This window comes from Kribbella sp. NPDC056951 (assembly GCF_042674205.1).
In the GTDB taxonomy this organism is placed as follows: domain Bacteria; phylum Actinomycetota; class Actinomycetes; order Propionibacteriales; family Kribbellaceae; genus Kribbella; species Kribbella yunnanensis.
This window is the reverse complement of sequence record NZ_JBHUQZ010000001.1, coordinates 64,744-84,888: the sequence shown is the minus strand read 5'-3', so window position 1 is coordinate 84,888 and position 20,145 is coordinate 64,744. Positions and strand designations below refer to the sequence as shown.

22 protein-coding genes are annotated in these 20,145 nt (G+C 68.2%); 10 read left to right on the top strand and 12 right to left on the bottom strand.

What is annotated here, in order from left to right; genetic code table 11:
- Positions 1-45 precede the first annotated feature (45 nt).
- Entirely contained in the window at positions 46-1,194 is a 1,149-nt protein-coding gene (locus ACFTSF_RS00440; RefSeq protein ID WP_380151770.1) for an FAD-dependent oxidoreductase, read from the bottom strand.
- Between the two features lie 93 nt (positions 1,195-1,287).
- Between ACFTSF_RS00440 and ACFTSF_RS00435 the strand changes: the two genes are divergently transcribed.
- A complete protein-coding gene (locus ACFTSF_RS00435; protein WP_380151769.1) occupies positions 1,288-1,845 on the top strand; it encodes a TetR family transcriptional regulator in 558 nt (185 codons plus the stop codon).
- Here ACFTSF_RS00435 and ACFTSF_RS00430 read toward each other — a convergent pair.
- From ACFTSF_RS00430 to ACFTSF_RS00420, 3 genes are all read right to left on the bottom strand, one after another.
- Positions 1,832-2,593 (bottom strand): sugar phosphate isomerase/epimerase family protein, encoded by a 762-nt coding sequence (locus ACFTSF_RS00430; protein ID WP_380151768.1) that lies wholly within the window; start codon positions 2,591-2,593, stop codon positions 1,832-1,834. The two genes, ACFTSF_RS00435 and ACFTSF_RS00430, sit on opposite strands and share 14 nt — an antisense overlap.
- Positions 2,594-2,595: 2 nt before the next feature.
- Positions 2,596-4,695, bottom strand: a complete 2,100-nt coding sequence (locus tag ACFTSF_RS00425) for a DUF4328 domain-containing protein (RefSeq protein ID WP_380151767.1) — start codon at positions 4,693-4,695, stop codon at positions 2,596-2,598.
- Positions 4,696-4,900: 205 nt separating this feature from the next.
- A complete protein-coding gene (locus ACFTSF_RS00420) occupies positions 4,901-5,617 on the bottom strand; it encodes a DUF4328 domain-containing protein (RefSeq protein ID WP_344160762.1) in 717 nt (238 codons plus the stop codon).
- 60 nt (positions 5,618-5,677) lie between these two features.
- On the opposite strand from ACFTSF_RS00420, the gene ACFTSF_RS00415 reads away from it, so the two are divergent.
- Together ACFTSF_RS00415 and ACFTSF_RS00410 are read left to right on the top strand one after the other, a co-directional pair.
- Positions 5,678-6,154, top strand: coding sequence for a methylated-DNA--[protein]-cysteine S-methyltransferase (locus ACFTSF_RS00415; RefSeq protein ID WP_344160759.1), 477 nt, complete (start codon positions 5,678-5,680; stop codon positions 6,152-6,154).
- A 176-nt stretch (positions 6,155-6,330) separates the two neighbouring features.
- Positions 6,331-6,654, top strand: coding sequence for a hypothetical protein (locus ACFTSF_RS00410; protein WP_344160756.1), 324 nt, complete (start codon positions 6,331-6,333; stop codon positions 6,652-6,654).
- A 71-nt stretch (positions 6,655-6,725) separates the two neighbouring features.
- On the opposite strand, the gene ACFTSF_RS00405 is transcribed toward ACFTSF_RS00410, so the two are convergent.
- Positions 6,726-7,481: a DUF5324 family protein gene (locus ACFTSF_RS00405; RefSeq protein WP_380151766.1), complete on the bottom strand. Its 756-nt coding sequence runs from the start codon at positions 7,479-7,481 to the stop codon at positions 6,726-6,728.
- Positions 7,482-7,637: 156 nt separating this feature from the next.
- Between ACFTSF_RS00405 and ACFTSF_RS00400 the strand changes: the two genes are divergently transcribed.
- Both ACFTSF_RS00400 and ACFTSF_RS00395 read left to right on the top strand, forming a co-directional pair.
- Entirely contained in the window at positions 7,638-8,180 is a 543-nt protein-coding gene (locus tag ACFTSF_RS00400) for a peptidylprolyl isomerase (protein WP_380151765.1), read from the top strand.
- A gap of 60 nt (positions 8,181-8,240) precedes the next feature.
- Positions 8,241-8,984, top strand: coding sequence for a rhomboid family intramembrane serine protease (locus ACFTSF_RS00395; protein WP_344160750.1), 744 nt, complete (start codon positions 8,241-8,243; stop codon positions 8,982-8,984).
- On the opposite strand, the gene ACFTSF_RS00390 is transcribed toward ACFTSF_RS00395, so the two are convergent.
- Entirely contained in the window at positions 8,981-9,397 is a 417-nt protein-coding gene (locus ACFTSF_RS00390) for a PPOX class F420-dependent oxidoreductase (RefSeq protein WP_344160747.1), read from the bottom strand. The genes ACFTSF_RS00395 and ACFTSF_RS00390 overlap by 4 nt on opposite strands.
- 46 nt (positions 9,398-9,443) lie before the next feature.
- On the opposite strand from ACFTSF_RS00390, the gene ACFTSF_RS00385 reads away from it, so the two are divergent.
- Positions 9,444-10,052, top strand: coding sequence for a TetR/AcrR family transcriptional regulator (locus ACFTSF_RS00385; protein ID WP_380151763.1), 609 nt, complete (start codon positions 9,444-9,446; stop codon positions 10,050-10,052).
- A gap of 182 nt (positions 10,053-10,234) precedes the next feature.
- Here the strand turns inward: ACFTSF_RS00385 and ACFTSF_RS00380 are convergent, their stop codons facing one another.
- Genes ACFTSF_RS00380 through ACFTSF_RS00370 form a run of 3 tightly spaced genes read right to left on the bottom strand, consistent with a single transcriptional unit; the run spans position 10,235 to position 13,553 of the window.
- On the bottom strand, positions 10,235-11,266 hold the full coding sequence (locus tag ACFTSF_RS00380; RefSeq protein WP_344160726.1) for an S-adenosylmethionine:tRNA ribosyltransferase-isomerase: 1,032 nt from the start codon (positions 11,264-11,266) through the stop codon (positions 10,235-10,237).
- Positions 11,263-11,982 carry an SDR family NAD(P)-dependent oxidoreductase gene (locus ACFTSF_RS00375; protein ID WP_380151762.1) on the bottom strand — a complete coding sequence of 240 codons (720 nt, stop codon included), beginning with the start codon at positions 11,980-11,982 and terminating at the stop codon, positions 11,263-11,265. The genes ACFTSF_RS00380 and ACFTSF_RS00375 overlap by 4 nt, the downstream gene beginning before the upstream one ends.
- A gap of 23 nt (positions 11,983-12,005) precedes the next feature.
- Entirely contained in the window at positions 12,006-13,553 is a 1,548-nt protein-coding gene (locus tag ACFTSF_RS00370; RefSeq protein WP_380151761.1) for an FAD-binding oxidoreductase, read from the bottom strand.
- 116 nt (positions 13,554-13,669) lie between these two features.
- Here ACFTSF_RS00370 and ACFTSF_RS00365 point away from each other — a divergent pair, with 116 nt between their 5' ends.
- Genes ACFTSF_RS00365 through ACFTSF_RS00355 form a run of 3 tightly spaced genes read left to right on the top strand, consistent with a single transcriptional unit; the run spans position 13,670 to position 16,756 of the window.
- A complete protein-coding gene (locus ACFTSF_RS00365; RefSeq protein WP_380153064.1) occupies positions 13,670-14,290 on the top strand; it encodes a TetR/AcrR family transcriptional regulator in 621 nt (206 codons plus the stop codon).
- Positions 14,287-15,822, top strand: coding sequence for a glycerol-3-phosphate dehydrogenase/oxidase (locus tag ACFTSF_RS00360; protein ID WP_380151760.1), 1,536 nt, complete (start codon positions 14,287-14,289; stop codon positions 15,820-15,822). The genes ACFTSF_RS00365 and ACFTSF_RS00360 overlap by 4 nt, the downstream gene beginning before the upstream one ends.
- A 43-nt stretch (positions 15,823-15,865) precedes the next feature.
- Positions 15,866-16,756: a DUF4328 domain-containing protein gene (locus tag ACFTSF_RS00355; protein WP_380151759.1), complete on the top strand. Its 891-nt coding sequence runs from the start codon at positions 15,866-15,868 to the stop codon at positions 16,754-16,756.
- Here the strand turns inward: ACFTSF_RS00355 and ACFTSF_RS00350 are convergent.
- The gene (locus ACFTSF_RS00350) at positions 16,714-17,499 is read right to left on the bottom strand and encodes a protein phosphatase 2C domain-containing protein (protein WP_380151758.1); all 786 of its coding nucleotides are present in this window, start codon (positions 17,497-17,499) and stop codon (positions 16,714-16,716) included. The genes ACFTSF_RS00355 and ACFTSF_RS00350 overlap by 43 nt on opposite strands.
- A 4-nt stretch (positions 17,500-17,503) precedes the next feature.
- The gene (locus ACFTSF_RS00345) at positions 17,504-18,400 is read right to left on the bottom strand and encodes an NAD-dependent epimerase/dehydratase family protein (protein ID WP_380151757.1); all 897 of its coding nucleotides are present in this window, start codon (positions 18,398-18,400) and stop codon (positions 17,504-17,506) included.
- A 105-nt stretch (positions 18,401-18,505) separates the two neighbouring features.
- Between ACFTSF_RS00345 and ACFTSF_RS00340 the strand changes: the two genes are divergently transcribed.
- On the top strand, positions 18,506-19,117 hold the full coding sequence (locus tag ACFTSF_RS00340; RefSeq protein WP_380151756.1) for a pentapeptide repeat-containing protein: 612 nt from the start codon (positions 18,506-18,508) through the stop codon (positions 19,115-19,117).
- A gap of 263 nt (positions 19,118-19,380) precedes the next feature.
- Here the strand turns inward: ACFTSF_RS00340 and ACFTSF_RS00335 are convergent, their stop codons facing one another.
- Positions 19,381-20,040 (bottom strand): VanZ family protein, encoded by a 660-nt coding sequence (locus ACFTSF_RS00335; RefSeq protein ID WP_380151754.1) that lies wholly within the window; start codon positions 20,038-20,040, stop codon positions 19,381-19,383.
- Positions 20,041-20,145: the final 105 nt, after the last annotated feature.

Sequence of the window (20,145 nt, the reverse complement as noted above, 5' to 3'; positions counted from 1 at the left end):
GAGGTCGCACCGGTCCCGGGGAAGCGATTCTCCGCGCGGCGAGGGCTAACCTTCGTCGCGCGACCCCGCGAGCCCCGCAATGCGCTGGGCGACCCGCTGCTTCGCCGACTCCGACCGGCCGACCCGACCGAGGATCAGGTTGCGTAGCGGCCGCAGCAGTCGCGGCGCGTTCGCCACGCGCGTCAACCGGTGCGCCAGCGCCACGACCTCAACCGCCTCCGCCCGGCCCTGTACGACGTACGCGTCGAGCTCGGACTCGTCGCCACTGGTGAGCGCGGTGGACAGCGCGCCGCCCAGTCGGACGGCATCACGCAGACCGAGGTTCATGCCTTGTCCGCCGACCGGGCTATGCGTGTGCGCGGCATCGCCGGCCAGCAGGACGCGGCCCTCCCGGTAGCGATCCGCGACGCGTTCGTAGACCCGGAAGCGCGAACCCCACACGATGTCGGTCACGATCGGCCGCTCGGACTTCGGCCCACGCACATCCACCAGCTGCTGCGCGTACGCGACGTCCGGGTGCTCTGGCGCATCAGGCGTCGCGGCGACCAGCCGGAACGAACCGTCCGCGAAGGGCGCGACCACGAGCACGCCCGCCTGGGCGAAGTACAGAGTCACCTCGTCCGTCCGCAGTCCACCGTCGATCCGGACGTCGATCAGGCTGGCCGAGAGCATCGGGGTCCCGATCGGCATGGCGATCCCGACCAGCTCCCGGATCGCGCTGCGGACGCCGTCGGCAGCGACGACGTACTGCGCGTTGATCACGTCACCGGTGTCGAGGGTCACCTGGGCGCCGTTGGCGTCCTGAGTCAGCCCGACCGCGGACGCCGGTCGCAGCACCGAGCCACCCAGCTCCTGCAGCCGCTCCAGCAGGACCGCCTCGGTGACCGTCTGCGGGATGGTCAGCGTGTAGGGGTGATTGGTTCGCAGGCTCCGGAAGCCGAACCCCGCCAGCAGTTTGTCGCCGTCGCGAATCGCGAACTGCGGCAGCGGAAGTCCGGTGGCGAGCAGGCTCTTGGTGACGCCGATCGACTCCAGCACATCCATCGTCCCGGCGTGGATCACCGCTGCGCGAGAGGTGTTCGCGCCCGCGGCGAGCTTGTCGATCACCGCCACCTCGTGCCCCTGCTGCCGGAGCGCCACCGCCGTTGCGAGTCCGACTGGTCCTGCACCCACCACTACGACCTGGACGTCCATTGCCGCCTCCCCGAGCATTTGTCAACGTCTGTTGACTTTCACTGTAAGTAGCAGTCTGGTAGAAGTCAACGCCTGTTGGCATATGCTGGCCCGATGGTGCAACGGAAGTCGGACCGAACGCGCGCGGCGATCCTCACCGCGGCCCGGGAGCGGTTCGGTGCCGACGGGTACGAGCGGGCGACGATCCGGGCGATCGCGGCCGACGCGGCGATCGACCCGGCGATGGTGATGCGGTACTTCGGCAGCAAGGAGAAGCTGTTCGCGGAGGCGGCCGAGTTCGACGTCCGGCTCCCCGATCTGAGCGACGTACCGGCCGCTGAGGTGGGCGCGGTGCTGGTTCGGCACCTGTTCGCACGCTGGGAGGAGCAGGACACCTTCCGGGTGCTGTTGCGGACCGCGGCGACCAACGAGAGCGCGGCCGAGCGAATGCGGCAGGTCTTCGCCACCCAGCTCGCCCCGGTGCTGGGGCGGCTTGCTGTCGATCAGCCGGCCGTGAGAGCCGGGTTGGTCGCCACGCAGGCCATGGGCTTCGCGCTATGCCGCTACATCCTGCGGTTCCCGCCGGTGACCGCGCTGACGGAGGACGAGGTCGTGGCCTTCCTCGCGCCGACCGTCACGCGCTACCTGACGGCGCCGCTCAGCGGGGAGTGAGCCAGCGCGCAACCGCGGGGAGCGTCTCCTCGAGGGACGGCAGATGCGGGTGCCACTTCGTCTCCCACTCGAGGGAGAGCGGGTAGTCGGTGCCTTCGAGCGCCTTGAGCAGATCCTGGATCGGGAAGTCGCCGTCCTCGATCGCCACCGGCCGGTAGTTCTGCGTCGAGTCGCTCTGCTTGATCTGGACGAACTCCAGCCATGGCCGCAGGTGCGCGAACGCCTCGGCCGGCGTCTCGCCGTGCGACCAGGTGTGCGCGCTGTCCCAGATCACCTGCACGTTGTGGCCCGCGACGTTCGAATCGATCAGGCTTAGTAGGGCTGCCATCTTGCGTCCGGCGGAGTGCGAGTCGTGGGTCTCCAGCAGGATCCGGGATTCCTTGGGCGCGGTCGCCACTCGGTCCAGAGCGCGGAACTCGCCCGCACCGGTCTCGTCGGTGGGGTCGTCACCCGGGAAGACTCGGACACCACGGGCACCGAGATCGGCGGCGAGCTCAAGGTGCGCTTCCAGCGGCTGCTCCTCGACCGCGCAGAGCTTGACGTAGCTGCTGACGGCGAGGATCTCCAGACCGGCGTCCTCGATCCGGCTCCGTAGCTCGCGACGCTCGGCCGCCGACAGCCCGGTGTGGGTGAACTCATCGGGCGCGGTCCGCAGTTCGAGTCCGGTGATTTGGTTGCTCAGGGCAAGCTTCAGCACCTCGTCCAGGGGTGCACCGTGGCACCCGAGGGTGGAGAACGCGAACGGCACGATCAGGTCCAGCGACGACGCGGGTGGGTCCGCGGGCCGGTCGGCTGCTCGGGCTGGCTCGGCTCCTCCGGCGTGTACGACGGGTACTCCTCGGCCGGCTGCTGCCCGTACGACGACTCGTTGCGGTAGCTGTAGTTGTCGTACGACGGCGTCGACTCGGTGGTGCTCGTGTACTCCGAACCGCTGTACGAGGTCGGGCTGTACGTGTCGTACGACGGGGTCGACGGCTCGTAGGCGCTGCTCGTGTAGTCCGAGTTGTACCCGTACTGCGTCGAGTCGTAGCTGCTGGTGCTCGTGTACTCCGAGGTGTACGACGACGTGTAGTCCGTCGCCGGCGTCTCGTAGGACTGGTAGCTGGAGGGCTCGTACGACGAGCTGCTGTAGTCCGAACCGTACGAGGGGGTCTCCGAGCCGTACGACGGCTCCGGACCGTACTCGGGGACCGACGGGAGCGGCTTCGACGGCGTCAGGAAGTCGTCCTGCGGTGCCTGCACCGGCGCGGGCTCGTAGTACCCGGTCGAGGCGGGCTCGTGCGACGGCGGGTAGACGCTGTGCGTCTCCTGGATCACCGACGGGCTGTCCACCGCGACCCGAGCGGCCCTGCGACCAGCGCGCGCAACGGGCGCGGGCTCAGGCTCGGGTGCGGGCTCGTACGACGGGGATGCCGTCGAAGTCAGATAGTCCGAAGTGCTCTCGTACGACGTGTACGGCTCGGAGTAGCTGCTGGCCCACGACGGCTCCGGGTCAGCCTGCTCGGGCTGGTACGCGTACGGGTCGGGCTGGACACTGGTCCGGGACGGCTCGTCGCTCATCCACCGGCTCTTGGCCGCGGCCAGCGGGTCCTCGTCGGCCGACGAGCCCAGGTACTCACTCCAGGACGGCTTGAGCGGCTGGTACGCCGTCTGCTCGTTCGTGCTGCTGGTCTCGTCCTGCCAGGTCGACACCGCGTCGAACTGCTCGGTGGAAGGACCGGCGTCGACCGACTGCTCGCTCTGCCAGTTCTCCGCCACCGGAGCGAACGGGCTCCACTTGGGCGCCTCCTCAGCAGGCTCCTCCGCCCCGAACGGGCTGCCACCGGGGAACGACCCCGCAGCCGCACCGTCGCCAGGGAACCCACCTGCGGGTGCTGCGAACGGGCTGGCGGCCGGGGCGTTTGCCGCTGCGGCGAACGGGCTGCCCGCGGCCGGTGCGGCACCGCCGCCGGCCAACTGCAACTCGGGCTGGCGCTCGAGGCGGCGGGTGGGCGATGACGCGAGGCCGACCTGCGCCGAGCTCGCGATCGGCTCGGCGATGGCGGGCTGCTCGTCGGTGTCGTCGTTCGCGTACGTCGGGACCGCGGTCAGCTTCGGCTCGCGCTGGTCCCACCACGGGGTCCACTCGCGCTCGGTCTGCATCGCGGTGATCTTGCGGATCACCAGGGTCGCGGCGACAGCGGACACTCCGGTCAGCACGAGCGACGCCGTACCGGCGAAGGCGATGCCGCGCAGCGAACCGACCGTTGCTTCCATCCACATCAGGAACCGGCGAACGACCACGTCGAACGTGAGAGCGCCGATCCAGGCGACCCACCACAGGGAGGTGAGGGTCGGCGTCCGGAACCGGCGGAGGTCATCGGTGTAGACCGGGGTCTTCGGGTCGCTGGCGAGCCAGACGTCGTCGACGATCTGCTTCGGGTACCAGAGGTTGGGGCCGGGGACGAACCAGCTGGCCAGCACCCAGCCGTGGCTGCGGCGGTGGTCGGCCTGGCAGAACACCTCGGAGTTGACCCGCGCGCGCCACAGCCAGATCACGAAGACCACGGCCGCGGCGACGGAGATGATCACGTTCGGGATCGCGGTGACCTTCGCGATCGCGTCGGCACGATTGAGATCCGCGTCGTCGACGTTCGGCATCCCACCGAGGTAGCGATGGACCACGGAATACGTGTTCCAGTCGGACCAGGTGGACAGCAGGTGGGTGACAGTCGACGCGCCCAGCAGTCCGATCGCGATCTTGCCGACCGTACCTACCTGCTGGAACTCCTCAGTTGCGTGCGACTGCCACTCGTCGTCGGGTTGGTGCTGCTGTACAGCGGACAGCACTGCAGGTTGCGGGTGGCTCACGTCGTGCGTCCCTCGCGTTGCCGGAACTCCGTCTGTTAGTCGGTTCGGCCAGAACCTGCCCCCGCATGACCGAGCCACATTGATACCACGAAGTAGGTACGCCAAGGGAGCCGGTCCCAGCACGGAGGGTATCGACTTAACGTGTTCTTTTCGTACGGCCATCACCACTTGTAACGACAGATCCGACAGTGTGTAACGGTTTGGTTTACCGCGCAGGCGGTTGGTACTGATCGACCGCCCACCAAGGCACCCAGGGCCGGTTCGCCTGCAGGTCATCGATCCGGGCGATCAACTGAACAGCCAGTACGGCGGCCGCCGACGTGGCCAGCGCGGAGATCGTCGACAGGATCACGTTGGTCCGCAGGTCCCCGACCGTGTTCGCGCCACCGAGGACGCCGCGCTGCACGATGTTGCCGGAGACCAGACCGACCACCCAGGTCAGCCACCAGGCCCAGACCAGCCGGGTACCGGGCAGGTCGCGCAGCGACTCGGTCTGCGGCGGCGTCCGCGGATCGCTGGCCGCGACGATGTCGTCGACCACCTGCTTGGGGTACCAGAGGTTCACCACCGGGCAGATCCAGCTCCCCATCACCCACCCGCGCGTGAACCGGTGCTCACCCCGGCAGAACATCTCCGCGTTCCAGCGCACCCGCCACAGCCAGACGATGAACACCGCGGCCGCCGCGAACAGCGCGAGCGCCGAGATGATCCCCAGCGACCCCGAGAACAGGTCCGCCTCGGCGAGCCGGTCCGGATCATCGCCGTACCGCTCGACCGTCCGATAGGAGTACCAGTCCGACCAGGTGGTCGCCCACGTGGTGATCGTCACGACCCCGATCAGCACCGACGAAGCCAACCCCATCGCCCGCTCAGAACTGAACCATCGATCCAGCGGCGGTTGCTGCGGCCGGGGGCTCGGCATGGACCAAATGTAGGACAGGAGTCGCCCAAAGTGTCGGTGCCGCCCGAGAAGATAGGACACATGCGCTGGTCCGTCATCGATTCACCGATCGGTGAGCTCTCGCTCGCCGTGGACACCACTGGTCTGTGCCGCGTCAGCTTCCAGCGGCTGGACCATCCCGAGCAGTCCGACCCGCTGCTGAGCCGCGCCGCCGAGCAACTCACGGCGTACTTCGCCGGCGACCTGCAGGATTTCGACCTACCGTTGTCCGTCACCAGCGGGACGTCCTTCGAGCGGGCGGTCTGGCAGCACCTGTCCACGATCCCGTACGGCGAGATGCAGACCTACGGCGATGTCGCGAAGATCGTGTCGAACGACGTGGGTGCCTCCCGCGCGGTCGGGACGGCGTGCAACCGCAATCCACTGCCGATCGTGGTGCCCTGTCACCGGGTCGTCGGGGCCGGCGGGAAGATGGTCGGCTTCGGTGGTGGCATCCCGACCAAACGGCATCTGCTGGAGCTCGAGGCGCGGGTCAGTTTCGAGACCCTGTGGTCCTGACCGAGCACGCAGCGAAACCTGACGAAGATCTGACACCGACATAGCCCCGCGCGGCGCGCCTCGTTGGACTTGGCAGGACTACCGTTGCTATCAGCGATCGATCGATCACCGAAGAATCAAACGATTCAGCCAGTGACCGACCGGCCGTCCTCCCACCTGCCTCGGAAGACGCCCACATGACGAAGACTCGCTCCACCCCCCACCCGCACCCCGATCTCGGCGAGCTCATGAACAAGAGCGCCGAGGAGTGGTCAGCTCCCGAAATCCAGGACGCCGCGCGCACCGCCCTCCAGATGCACGCGCCGGACCGCGAGCCACTCACGCGCACCAAACGCTTCGGCATCGTCCCCTGGATGCATCGCAACCACGCGCTCTGCACCCACTGCGGCGGCACCTATCCGTGTATCACCCACCGCTATGCCACCCAGCTCCTGTCGGCCGGCCGCTACACGATGGCCGCGACGCACGGGGAGCCCGACGCCGAGCCGCAGCCGATCTGACTGCAGGCATCAACCACGAAGGCCGCGACCCCCACCGGGGATCGCGGCCTTCGCCGTTGCGGTACTTCGGTTCAGGAATCCGACGGCTTGGTGTCCGTCGACTTCCTGGTGGTGGTCTTCTTCGCGGTGCCGTTGGACGACGCCTTAACCTCCGGCTTGGCATCCTCGACCTTGGTCTCGTCGGCCTTGGGGGTCTCCGCCTTCGGAGCCTCCGGCTTGGGGGTCTCGGTCTTGGCTGCCGCCGTGTGCCCGTTCGCGCTCTGAGTCTCCGAGCTCTGGGAACGCGGAGCCGCGGCAGAGCTGTAGTCACGGCCGCTGGTCGGCGTCGACTGCCAGGCCGGCTCCGGCGGGGTCAGCAGCTTCTTCACAGCCGCGGCAGCGAGTGCACCGAGGCCGAGCAGCAGCACCGCCGTACGGAGCTTGTGGCTCTTCTTCGGTACGTCGATCTCGCCGCGCAGCGCGGCCTTGGTGGCCTTGCCACGACGCGAGGTCTCCTCGACCACCGGCTCGGCGGCGGCCGCCAGTGACGCCAGCGCGGCCGACACCTTCGGCAGCACGTCGTCGTTGAACCGCTCACGCGCCTTCTCGGCGGCGTGCTCGGTGGCCGGTCCGACCTTGGCCAGGGCATCGTCGATCCGCGGTCCGGCCTTCTCGACCGCGACGTGGGCCAGGTGCGCGCCACGCTCGACAGCCTTCTCGGCGTACGGCGACACCTTCTCCCGTGCGGTGCCCACGGCCGGGCCGAGCTTCTCCGATGCCGTTTCGGCGAACGGCCGGACGCGGTCCTTCGCGATGTCGATCCGGCCCTTGGACTTCCTCAAACCCACAGTTCCCTCCATGGACGCAACTGATACCGCTCTGGACAAATCCGGTCTCATCTGCATCGTACGCGTACCCACCTGTCAAACCCCCGGTCCCACGGATTCTTGCCCGGACGTGACAGGATCGATGGCGTCAGATGTAACTACCGAGGAGTGACTCCCGTGGCCGAAGAGCTGTACGCGACCCTGCAGACGACGATGGGTGACGTCGTCATCCGGTTGTTCCCCAACCACGCACCGAAGACCGTGGAGAACTTCGTCGGCCTGGCCGAGGGCACCAAGGAGTGGACGGACGCCCAGACCGGGCAGCCGAGCCACGAGAAGTTCTACGACGGCCTGGGCTTCCACCGCGTCATCCAGGGCTTCATGATCCAGGGCGGGTGCCCGCTCGGCACCGGCACCGGAACCCCGGGCTACTCGTTCGACGACGAGATCCACCCGGAGCTCCAGTTCGACCGTCCCTACCTGCTCGCGATGGCGAACGCCGGGATCCAGTTCGGCAAGGGCACCAACGGCTCGCAGTTCTTCGTGACCGTGACCCCGACCCCGCACCTGAACCGCAAGCACACGATCTTCGGCGAGGTCGCCGACGACGCGTCGCGCAAGGTGATCGACGAGATCGCGGTGGTTCCGACCGCCGCCGCCGACCGGCCGATCGACCCGGTCGTCATCAACCACGTGGTCATCGAGCGCAAGAACGCCTGATCCACCCCCGCGGGACCGGTCGAGGGACCGGTCCCGTCGCCTTCCCCCGGAGGACCCGCCGTGACGACCGCTTCCGTCTGCTACCGGCACCCGGACCGGCCCGCCGGTGTCCGCTGCCAGCGCTGTGACCGCCCGATCTGCCCGGACTGCATGAACAGCGCGGCGGTCGGCTTCCAGTGCCCGAGCTGCTTCAACGAGGGCGTGAAGTCGATCCCGCGGACCCGTACGTCGCTCGGCGGCATCCAGCGCGGTAATCCCCAAGTCATCACGATGACCGTGCTCGCGCTCAACGTGCTCGTGTTCATCGCGGTTCGCGTCGGCAGCCCGCAGGTCCTCAACGATCTGGTGCTGTTCCCGATCCTGGTCGAGTCCGAGCCGTGGCGGTTGCTCACGTCGGCGTTCACCCACGTGCAGATCTTCCACATCTTCTCGAACCTGTTCATGCTCTGGCAGATCGGACCGCCGCTGGAGCAGATGCTCGGCCGGCTGCGCTTCACGATCCTGTACCTGCTGTCCGCCCTCGGCGGCGGTATCGCGGTCTGGCTCATCAGCGCCCCCGGTTCGGCGACCCTCGGCGCGTCCGGCGCCGTACTCGGCCTGGTCGGTGCCCTGCTGGTGGTCAGCCGGGCCCGCAACCTCGACGTCACCTGGATCCTCGGCTACGTCGCCATCACCGCCGTACTGTCCTTCCTGATCCCGAACATCTCCTGGGAAGGTCACCTCGGCGGCTTCGTCACCGGCGCCGCAGTGGCCTGGCTCTTCCTCCAGGACACCAAACGCCGCCGCAGCAAGGCCCGCCTCTAACTGACAGCGTGCTCCGTCCGCCGCGGCCCGAACAGGTCGTCGTGGTCGAGCGCCTGCCCGTCAAGGTGCCAACTCCAACTCGTCGTCGGCGTGATCCGCAAATACGGCCCCGCACCGAACCGCCCCGCGCGCGTCACCACCTCGGCCGTCCCGTACACCCGCAGGAACCGCGGCGACCACGGGTCGACCGAGACCAGGTCGTCAATCACGAACGCCACCTGCTGCTGCCCCGCCGCGACATTGCGCACCTTGCGCGTCCGCCCCGGCTCCATCGCACCGCCGATGTAGAAGTACGTCCCGTCGTACTCGAACCCCACCGGCACCACGTCCGGCTGCCCGTCCGCTCCGACGGTGGCCAGCCGGGCGAGCGGCTGGGTCTTCAGGTAGTTCAGCTCTTCCTCAGTGAATGCCATACCCGCTAAAGTACAACGAGCGTTGTACCTAGACCAGAGGGATTCCGTGGTTCGTAGCAGCAAGCGGCAGGATGTGCTGACCGGGGCGTTGAGTGTGTTCGCGCGGGACGGCTATGCGCGGGCGAGTATCGACGTGATCGCGGCCGCGGCCGGCGTCTCGACGCGCACCCTCTACAACCACTTCGGCGACAAGGCCGGGCTGTTCCAAGCGGTGATCCAGGCGAGCGCGACCAGCGTCGCCGCCGCGCAACTGGCCATCGTCGAGAGCCACCTGACCGAGATCACCGACCTGGAGTCCGACCTGGTCGCGTTCGGCATCGCCTGGCGGACACCCATCCCCGACTTCGCCGAGCATTCGGCCCTGGTCCGGCAGGTCAACGCCGAGGCCGGTCACATCCCGCAGGACGCCATCGACGCCTGGCAGGAGGCCGGCCCACTGGCGGTTCGGCGCGCCATCGCCGTACGGTTCGCAGCCTTCGCCGCCGACGGCCTGCTCACGATCGACGACCCGATGGTTGCAGCCCTGCACTTCTCACAACTCATCTCCGGATCCAACCCGTCCTACCGCGGAGGCCCCACGCCCGACCTCGCCGACACCGTCAGCACCGGCGTCCACGCCTTCCTCCACGGCTACGCCCGACCCCGAGCGAATTGACGAGCGGAAAACGGGCTAGGCCACAATTTGCGCTCGGTTGTGTCAAAGAGCGTGACACGTTCCGCCGAGAGTGCGTCCAATGGAGGCACGTCCCGACGGGGGACCCAGGCGGTTAGGACTGTTCGATGAGCCCACGTGCTGTGGACAAGCGCGCCAGGCCGGGCAACGAGCCCGGTGCATCATCAGCGGAGGATCAGGCAGCTGTCCCCGAATTCGTGCCAGAGGTATCGCTCATGCAGAGCCGCGTCGTAGGCCTGCTGCACGGTGCCACCTCCCGCAACGGCCTCCAGGAGGAGAAGGTGCGAGGCCTCGGGGGCGTGCATCCCGGTGATCAGGCCGTCGACGACGACCGCGGGGTGGTCGGGTCCGAGGACGAGGTCGGTCCAGCCGTGCGCGGCGACGACTGATCCGTCGGCCGCGACCGCCGACTCGATCGCCCGGACCGCAGTGGTTCCCACTGCCACGATGCGACCGCCGTTGCCCTTCACCCAGTTCACCAATCGTGCGGTGTGCTCGGGTACGTCGTACCGCTCGGGCAACGGCGGTTCGTGGCTCTCCAGCGAGGAGACGCCACAGTGCAGCGTGATCGGCGCGATCAACACGCCCTGAGCGGCCAGCCGGCTCACTAGCTCGAAGCTGAACGGCCGAGCCGCACTGGGCATCTCGGCACTGCCCGGGTCCCTGGCAAACACAGTCTGGTACGACGCGATCGGCCACCGCTTGTTCACATAGCTGTAGGTGATCGGGCGCCCATGCCGATGCAGGTAACCGACCATGTCCGTCACCGGCGGCTTGGCTCGCCACAGGCGATTGGACTCGGACTGATGCGGAGCCAGCAGCGTGAGGATGCCTCGTGGCAGCTCCACCTGGTCGCCGGCCGAACCGCCGAACATCGGGGTACCCCCGTTGCGTAGCTCGACCACCCAGTTGCCGTCGTCGAGCGCGGTGGAGAAGTGCACGACCACCGGGGCCACTCCGGCACCTGTGATCCAGTTGCCGTCCACTGCGGCCGGCAGCGTCGCGGAAGTGTTCACCAGCAACAGATCGCCGGGTCGCAGGTGATCACCGATCCGATCGAAGCGGGTGTGCGTGACGGTCGACCCCTCCGCGACCAGCAGCTTCACCTGATCCCGCGACAACCCTCTAGCCTCTGGCGGCTCACTGGCGTTGAGCGAATCAGGCAGGACGAACCTCGTGTGTGGATGGACCGTCACGGTGTCACCGCCGGCGCGAACTCCGTAGCCCGGTAGCGACCACTCGTCGGCCGCTGGTCGAGCAACGCCAGAAACGCCGGTACGACGGTCGCGGGCTCTGGCCGGTCCGAGATGTCCTCACCAGGGAACGCAGCCTGGTGCATCGCCGTACGGAGGTCACCCGGGTCAACGGCGTACACGGCCAGCGACGGGTGCTCTGCCCCGAGCACTCGGGACGCGTGGTCGAGTGCTGCCTTGGCCGAGCCATAGCCGCCCCAGGTCTCGTAGGGCTCGACTGCTGCATCGGAGCTGATGTTGACGACCACACCGGTCGCCGCAGTGAGTGCGGGAAGCAGAGCCTGCGTCAGAGCGAGTGGTGCGACCACATCGACCTCGTAGACGCGACGGAGCTCGTCGAGGTCCGCAGAGCCCAACGCCTGCAGCGGACTCGGCCCGAGGTAGCTCGCGTTGTTGATCAGCAGGTCGAGGCGACCGAGCTCGCCGATCACGTCGGCCAGATCGGCGCGGTGCTGTGGATCGGTTACATCACCGGCCAGCGGTACGACGTCGGTGCGATCGGCCAGCGCGTCGGCGGCATCCTTGAGTGCGTCGGCACCGCGGGCGTCGATCACCAGCGCCCAGCCCCGATCGGCCAGCCCGTGGGCCAGCGCGAGTCCGAGGCCGGCCGAGGCACCGGTGATGAGAGCGACAGGACGGTTGGCGGGTTCAGGAGTCATGCCCGCAACTGTCCAACTTCAAGTTAACTTGAGGTCAAGAGGATCCCCGGATTGAGGACGCCCGCCGGATCCAGCACACCCTTGACCGCCTGCAACATCTCGACCGCCAACGGCCCGATCTCCGCCGCATACGCCTCACGGTGATCCGTGCCGACGCCATGGTGATGACTGATCGTCCCGCCCGCTTCAGCGATCGCAGTGTTCGCAGCGAGTTTCGCCTGCCGCCACTGGTCGATCGGCTCCGCGGTCTGCGCGCAGATGACAGTGAAGTACAGCGATGCGCCGGTCTCGTACACATGCGACACATGGCAGAGCACGAGCGGCGGAGTGCCTTGCGCACTGAGCGACTCGACCAGCGCCTCGGTCACAGCGGCCTTCAGCGCGGGGACACGCGACCAGAACGCAGCAGTCTCAAGCGTTTCGACCAGTGCGCCTTCATCAAGCAATGGGTCCCGCAGGTATGGCGCCTTGTATCGCCCGACCCGCCAGGCCTCGCCTGATTCCGCACCAAGGTTCTGACCACCTGCTGCGGTCAGCACGTCAGCAGTCGCCGGCTTGTACGGTCCGTCGAAACCGACAATCGCCAGTACGCCGCCTGGTCCATCCGGATGGTTGACCGCGGTCTCGGCCTCGTCCGACAACCGGAGCACGGTCGGCAACGGCCCGTCCTGCGCCAATCGCCGTACGGCGGTCAGTCCGGCCTCGAAGGTGTCGAATCGCCAGCCCTCGAAGTGCCGCTGCTGCGGCCGCGGGCGAATCCGCACGACTACCGAGGTGATGATGCCGAAGGCTCCTTCGGATCCGAGCACCAGTTGGCGCAGATCCGGACCGGCTGCCGACATCGGCGCGCGGCCGAGCTCGACCGTGCCGCGCGGAGTCGCCAGCGTCAGCCCGACCACCATCTGGTCGAACCGGCCGTAGCCCGCGGACGACTGCCCGCTTGACCGGGCGGCGGCGTACCCGCCGATGCTTGCGCCTTCGTAGGACTGCGGGAAGTGCCCGAGCGTGTAGCCGTGCTTCGCAAGCAGCGCCTCGGCCGCCGGACCACGCACACCTGCCTGCAGCGTCGCGGTCCGCGAGATGTCGTCGACCTCGAGCAGTTGGTCCAGCCGGCGCAGATCCACGGTCACGAACCGCCGGGACGCCGCGAGCCCGCCGACCACCGACGTACCGCCCGAGTAGGGCACCACAGCGAGGTCGTGCTCGGCGCAAGCGGCCAGCAACGCCAGGACCTGGTCATGGTCGGCCGGGAAGACGACTGCGTCCGGCATGTCTGAAGTGTCACCGGCGCGATGCCGCAGCAGGTCAGGTGTCGAGTACCCACGGGTGTGCGCCCAGCGCGCGGTCAGGTCGGTCGAGACGTGCTCTGCACCGACAACCTCGGTCAGCACAGCCACCTGCTGAGGCGTCAGCCCCGGGCGGTCCGCCGGATCGACCGGCCCGGACTCAGGTCGCCGTACGCCGAGGTGGTGCAGCGCGGCGAGCGCCGGAGCCGGCACCTCGACCGAGACCTCCGGATCACCCCAGCGCCCTGGCGTGAGTTGCACCACCGGCAAGTCTGATTCGGTCATTGCAGGCTCCCCATGAGTGGTTCGGCGGGGTAGCGTCGTGAGCAGATGAAACCCCTGATCCCACCTGCCCACGACGGTTCCTCGGCGTCAAAGTCGCTGATACACTATGACGCGTGATGTCTCAGCGTAGCAGCGAATCAGGGTCCGAGACCAGTAGCCGTCCCGCGCCCGCGAACGCGATCGGCGAGGAGCGGATCCTGGACGCGGCGTACGAGCTGCTGCTCGCCATCGGGATGCGCCGGATGACGATGGCCGATATCGCCCGGCACGCGGAGGTCTCCCGCGCCACCCTCTATCGCCGCTGGCCGAATGTGCAGGCCGTGGTCGCCGCCTTGATGACCCGCGAGTGGACGACCGCGCTGATGTCGGCCTTCCAGCCGGATGCCGCCGACGGTCGCACCCGCCTGGTCGAGGGCGTGGTGGAGGTCGTCGCGCACACCCGCACGCATCCGCTGATGCGCAAGATCATCGAGCTCGATCCCGAGTTCCTCACGCCGTACCTGCTCGAGCGCCGTGGCAGCAGTACGGTCGCGCACCTGGCGCTGGTGGAGGAGGGCATCAAGGCCGGGCAGGCGGACGGCTCGATCCAGGGCAGCGATCCGGTCTGGCTGGCTCGCCAGATCATCCTGGTCGCGCTCGCCTCGGCCGTGTCCGGTCCGGTGATGGCCTCGAAGGAGGAGTACCCGAAGCTCGACGAGCAGCTCCGCGACATGCTCACCAAGTACCTGACGCCATGATCGCGTCGATCGGCAACGCGAGTCTGAATGCGGCTCGCCGGATCCGTGAGCTCGACTGGCTGGCGACGACCGGCAAGGTCGACGTACTGGTCATCGGCGGTGGCGTGACCGGTGCCGGCGTCGCACTGGACGCGGCTGCTCGCGGTCTAACCGTTGCCCTGGTGGAGAAGCACGACCTCGCCTTCGGGACCAGCCGCTGGAGCTCGAAGCTCGTGCACGGCGGCCTGCGCTACCTGGCCTCCGGCCATGTGGGCATCGCCTACGAGAGTGCGGTCGAGCGCGGCATTCTGATGAAGACGACCGCACCGCATCTCGTCCACCCGGTTCCGCAGCTCGCACCATGGTTGCCGCAGGCAAAGACTTCGCAGGCGGCGCTGCTGCGCGGTGCGTTCCTCGGTGGCGACATCCTGCGCACGTTCGCGCGGACCAGCGACGACTACCTGCCGCACTCGCGTCGCGTCAGTTCAGCCGAGGTCATGCGCTACGCGCCGACACTGCGGCCGGAGGGACTGCGTGGCGGCTTCGTCACCTGGGACGGCCAGCTGTACGACGACGCTCGCCTGGTGGTCGCCATCGCCCGGACGGCCGCGCAGTACGGCGCTCGTGTGCTGACCCGAGTTGCCGCCACCGAGGTGACCGGCCAGGGCGCCGTACTGGTCGACCAGCTGACCGGCAACCGGATCAACGTGGACGCGACGGTGGTGATCAATGCGGCCGGCATCTGGGCCGGCCAGATCACCGACGGCATCAAGCTCAGGCCCAGCCGCGGTACACACCTGGTCCTTCCGCAGGCTGCCTTCGGTGGACTGTCCGCGGTGCTGACCGTGCCGGTGCCGGGGGAGCTGCGCCGGGTGGTGATGGCGATTCCCGCGCCGGACGATCGCGTGTACGTCGGGCTGACCGATGAGGACGCGCCTGGTCCGGTGAGCGACGTACCGCGGGCGACCGACGGTGAGATCGACTTCCTCCTCGACACCATCAACCGTGCGGTGCAGACGCCGCTCACCCGGGCCGACCTGCTCGGCACGTACGCCGGACTGCGTCCACTGCTCGACACCGGGCACGGCAACAAGACCGCCGACATCTCGCGGCGGCATGCGGTGATCACCGGGCCGGATGGGCTGGTGACCATCGTCGGCGGCAAGCTGACCACCTACCGGCGGATGGCGCAGGACGCACTCGACACCGCTCTCGCACAGTCCACGCTCAGCACCCGGCGCCCCTGCGTGACGCACCGGATCCCGCTGGTCGGTGCGGCCGACCGGGTCCGGCTGGCATCCGTGGCCGCTCCGGCGCGGTTCGTCCAGCGGTACGGCGCCGAGGCGCCCCAGGTGATCTCCGCACCCGGCGCAGCGCTCGACCCGGTCGCGCCCGGGCTCAGGACGACGTACGCCGAACTGCTGTTCGCGGTGCGGCACGAGGGCGCGCTCGACGAGGACGACGTACTCGACCGGCGGACCCGGATCGGACTGTCCGCCACCGACCGGGAGCTGGCGCTGCCTGCGGTCCGGGAGGCGTTCGCGGCCGTCTGATCGATCCTTTCCCGGGATACCGTTGCTGCCGGGGAGGATGACGATGACTCAGCCGTACTATCCGGTGCCGCGGCACGGGCCGTACCAGGTGCTGCCGCCGCGCTACCGGCAGCTGCGCACGTTCGCGCTGGTCGCCATCGCACTGATGGTGCTGACCGCGCTGATCACCGTGCTCCAGTCGGTGCTGATGTGGCGCTCGTACGACGAGGTCAAGAACTTCATCTTCCTGAACCTCACCGAGGAGGAGTTCGAGAGCGCCACGCGCACCATCGCCGGCAGCGGCTGGCTGATCAACATCCTCGCCTACTTCCTGCTCGGGACAGCCATCGCTTACCTGCTCTGGCTCTGGTACGCCCGCGAGAACAGCGACTTCCTGAACTCCGCACTGGCACCACGCCCGCCGGCCAACCCCATGCCGCCCGGCCAGGGTCTGCATCGGCGGAGTGCGGGCTGGGTGGTCGGAGCGTGGTTCTGCCCGGGCGTCCAGTTCTGGTACCCACTCCAGCTCGTCCAGGACATCGTGCGCGCCAGCGAACCGCTCGAGCAGCCAGGGGCATCCAACAGCCAGCAGATCCGCGCACTGCTCTACAGCTGGTGGGCGGCCTGGGTCGGCTACTGGGTGATCATCCTCGCCGGACTGCTCACCGCGACCATCGGTACGTTCGCCTTCTTCGTCCAGGTGGTCGAGTCCGCCGACAACCGCGACCGGACCGACGAGTTCTACGGCTTCCAGGACGTCATGGTCAAGATCGCTCTCTGGGTCGACATCGGCTTCTCGGTCGCCGCACTGCTGCTGATTGTCGCGACTGTGTCCATGACGCTGCTCATGTACCAGGTCAACCAGTGGCAGCAGCAGCGCGCCACTCCGCCGCCGATGCCGCCGGTACAGGACTACCGGCCGCCGGGATTCCCGTCGTACCGGCCGCTGTCGTAGAGCACGACGGCGGTCGCATCGTCGTACCGCTTCCACCGGATCGTTTCCGCGGCCTCGTCGTACGCCCGGACTCGCCGGATAAGCGCTGCAGGTCCCTCGGACGTGAGCACGGTCATCAGGTCGTCCCAGCTCCGGCCGTAGTGCTCGGCGTACCGGGAGGCGCCATCACTCAGTACGCCGATCGCCGCGACCTCGCCGCGATCCGTCGTACCGGTGACTGCCTCGTACGCCGCCGACGGGTCGGTGCTCGCCACCCAGAAGCCGTCGGGGGCGTTTCGGAGCCGGCGGACGCTCTCCACCGTTCGCTCGGGCAACTGCTCGAGCCGGTCGTCGCTATGGACAGTCACGGCTTGATCGGGTGCGCGGTAGACGACTGGTGAGTCAGCCAGCACCAGATGCTCGACGCAGTCCGGCCGGACTCGCACCATGGCGACTGTGGACGACGGACTGTCCCGGTTGGTGAGGTCGCAGGTGTGCGTGTGCTCCGCACCGACCGCAGCGATCGACTCCGCCAGGACGTCGGCTAGTGGCGCCGTGGACGCGGTCAGCAGGGGAGGGGCGACGTACCGGGCTAGTCGACCGACCAGCCAGGCCACCGTGTGCCGGCAGCCGGAGTCGATGCCCTGGAACGGAGTGGCACCGTCGAACACCACTGCGAAGTCAGGGCCGGTCAGAACGAGGTCTTCGTTCACTGCGGGCGGTTGGCGATCCGGTGCGGGCTGACAGCTCGAGCGAATCTCCACGTGGTCAGTCTGCCCGCGGAGCGGCCCAACTGTCGGCGAGTGACTGCTCCAGAGCGATCTTGGGCGACCATCCGATCCGCTCACCGATCAGTCCGATATCGGCCTGCTGCCAGGGATCACCCAGCGCGCCGTCCTGCGCCGGGTCGTCGACGATCCGGGCCGGCTGGCCGCTCAGCTCGAACAACTGACCGGCCACGTCACGGGCCAGCGTTGCCCGGCCGCTGCCGACGTTCAGGACCGCGGGCAGCTTGGCGTCGGTCAAGGCGACCGCGACCACCGCCTCCGCGACATCCCGGACATCCACGAAATCGCGCCAGACATCCAGCGATCCGACATGGATCTGCTGCTGGTCGCGGAGATCCGCGATCACCCGGCCGGTCACCGTCGTCACCGGCGCCCCAGGCCCGAGCACGTCGAAGATCCGCAGTACGACGGCATCGGCGCCGTTGCGCTGGGCGCGGACAGCGAGCTCGGAGCCGGCCAGCTTGGTCAGCCCGTACGGACCGGCCGGCCGCAGCGCGGACCCCTCGGACTGACTCGCGCCATGCGGACCACCGCCGTACTCGGCCGATGCCCCGAGCTGGACGAACCGCGCATGCCCGGCGCTGTCGCGGGTCGCACCCAGCAGCGCCTCGACCGCGGTGACATTCGCGGCGACCAGGTCGGCCGGGTCTCCGGAAGTCGCGCCGACTGCATTGATCACCACTGTTGGTTTGTAGAGGCCGATCTGGGTCTCCAGCGCGTACGAATGCATCGCCGCCAGATCGCAGCGCAGGTGTGGCTCACCCCGATTCCGGCTCAGTCCGCGGTACTCGACGCCCCGATCGGCGAGCAGCGCACAGATCCGGCCGCCGAGGAATCCACTCGCGCCGAACACCATCACCCGCTCTGATCCGCTCACTCCTCCATCGTGCGGCCCGTAGTTGTCGGTCCGCTGAAGGCACCATCACAACCTGACTCGTAAGGATTACAACTGCCTGTCGGATCGTCGTGACAGGGTGGACGGATGGCGAGCCGACAGGGTGGACACAGTGCGGTACCGACAGAGTCGACGGTGCGTGAGTGGGAGGATCCCGAGCCGTCCGGTGAGACATATCGGCGGGTGTTGTACATCGACACCGATCTGACCGAGGTGGCGAACCGCGGCGGGGTGTTCGAGGAGTGCACGTTCCGCGGGGTCCGGTTCAATGCGTCGACCCACACCGACGCCGCCTTCGTGAACTGCACCTTCGTCCGGTGCTCACTGTTCGACACCACCTTCACCGGGTGCAAGCTGGTCGGCAGCTTCTTCGACGACTGCACCTACAACCTGCTCAAGGTCTCCGGCGGCGACTGGTCGTTCACCGGTCTCCCCGGCGCGGATCTGCGCGGCACAGAGTTCAACGGAGTGAAACTCCGCGAGGCCGACCTGACCGGCATCCGGGCCGAGAAGGCCGTACTGCGGGACGTCGACCTGTCCGGTGCATCGCTCCAGCGGGCCGACTTCACCAAGGCCGATCTGCGCGGTTCGGACCTGTCGACCCTCGACCCACTCACCGTCGGGCTGCGGGACGCGCGGATCGACTTAACGCAGGCGATGGTCGTGGCGACCGCTCTCGGGCTCGATGTGCGGCCCTAGTGTCCTGAGTTGGGGAGTCGGCGAGTGCTGGAGGTGTCCAGGTGCGTGCATCGCAAGGCGGAGGAGCGTCCTCGATGCGGTGTTCATCGTGGATGCTCCTCCAACGCAGCGAGGTGCGTGCCTGGGCGCCTCCAGTGCCGTCGAATCTCCAACTCAGGACACTTGGCCTGTGGATAACTTTACGTAGCTGAGTCGTCATCCCCCGGGTTACCCACAACTTGTGGATAACCTTCCGGATAACTCTCTGCTCGAACAGCGATCGCTCAGCGCGCCCTCACCACCGGCCGGAGCCCGTTCGCCGGTTTGGCGACCACCTGGACCGGTACCGGCCGGAGCGTGATGTGGTCCCGGCGCCGGTGTCGCGCAGGCGGTCGAGGCCGTACGACGACCATGGCCGCGTGCTCGACGACGTACGGGCTGATGACCAGCTGACGGCGTCGAAGGATGGACTGTACTCCAGCCACCAGCCCGACCCCGCAGAACGCACCGGCCGTGTTCGCGATCAGATCGTGCAGCTGGCAGGAGCGCCCGAGCTGCGGGATCAACGCCTGGACCGCCTCGACCGAGGCCGACAGCCCGATCCCCGCGGCGATCCCGTCACCCGGCCGACCGCTCGCCAGCGCCAGCGCACCGGCGGCCGGCACGAACAACAGGACATTGAGCAGACCCTGGACCGAGGTCAGTCCACCGGTCGTGGCGAGATGGGTACCGCACTGACCGACCACCGTGCTGAACCGGTGCGGCGTCGGACTGAGCGTCGCCGCCAGGACCAGCGCGAACGCCGCCGGCATCCCGAAAGCTGCGAGGCGCGGGGGCAACGCCCCCGGCCGCCGCAGCGACGAGAGTGCGACCGGCAGTGCCATGCCGGTCAGCACGAGCCAGGTATCCAGTAGATGTGGGATGCCGCGATATGTCTCGAGCACTCGCCGGACCCTCCCGTGGTCGACCGCCAGACCCGATCTCTTCCTCCCCTCGACGATCTGCCGTCGCGTGCACCACCCGCCACCCTTGTCCGGACATCTGCACGC

Bases quoted from the DNA above. Each gene is read 5' to 3' on its own strand.
- ACFTSF_RS00440 (WP_380151770.1), bottom strand. From the start codon at position 1,194: ATGGACGTCCAGGTCGTAGTGGTGGGTGCAGGACCAGTCGGACTCGCA.
- ACFTSF_RS00435 (WP_380151769.1), top strand. From the start codon at position 1,288: ATGGTGCAACGGAAGTCGGACCGAACGCGCGCGGCGATCCTCACCGCG.
- ACFTSF_RS00420 (WP_344160762.1), bottom strand. From the start codon at position 5,617: ATGCCGAGCCCCCGGCCGCAGCAACCGCCGCTGGATCGATGGTTCAGT.
- ACFTSF_RS00415 (WP_344160759.1), top strand. From the start codon at position 5,678: ATGCGCTGGTCCGTCATCGATTCACCGATCGGTGAGCTCTCGCTCGCC.
- ACFTSF_RS00410 (WP_344160756.1), top strand. From the start codon at position 6,331: ATGACGAAGACTCGCTCCACCCCCCACCCGCACCCCGATCTCGGCGAG.
- ACFTSF_RS00390 (WP_344160747.1), bottom strand. From the start codon at position 9,397: ATGGCATTCACTGAGGAAGAGCTGAACTACCTGAAGACCCAGCCGCTC.
- ACFTSF_RS00375 (WP_380151762.1), bottom strand. From the start codon at position 11,982: ATGACTCCTGAACCCGCCAACCGTCCTGTCGCTCTCATCACCGGTGCC.
- ACFTSF_RS00370 (WP_380151761.1), bottom strand. From the start codon at position 13,553: ATGACCGAATCAGACTTGCCGGTGGTGCAACTCACGCCAGGGCGCTGG.
- ACFTSF_RS00365 (WP_380153064.1), top strand. From the start codon at position 13,670: ATGTCTCAGCGTAGCAGCGAATCAGGGTCCGAGACCAGTAGCCGTCCC.
- ACFTSF_RS00360 (WP_380151760.1), top strand. From the start codon at position 14,287: ATGATCGCGTCGATCGGCAACGCGAGTCTGAATGCGGCTCGCCGGATC.
- ACFTSF_RS00355 (WP_380151759.1), top strand. From the start codon at position 15,866: ATGACTCAGCCGTACTATCCGGTGCCGCGGCACGGGCCGTACCAGGTG.
- ACFTSF_RS00340 (WP_380151756.1), top strand. From the start codon at position 18,506: ATGGCGAGCCGACAGGGTGGACACAGTGCGGTACCGACAGAGTCGACG.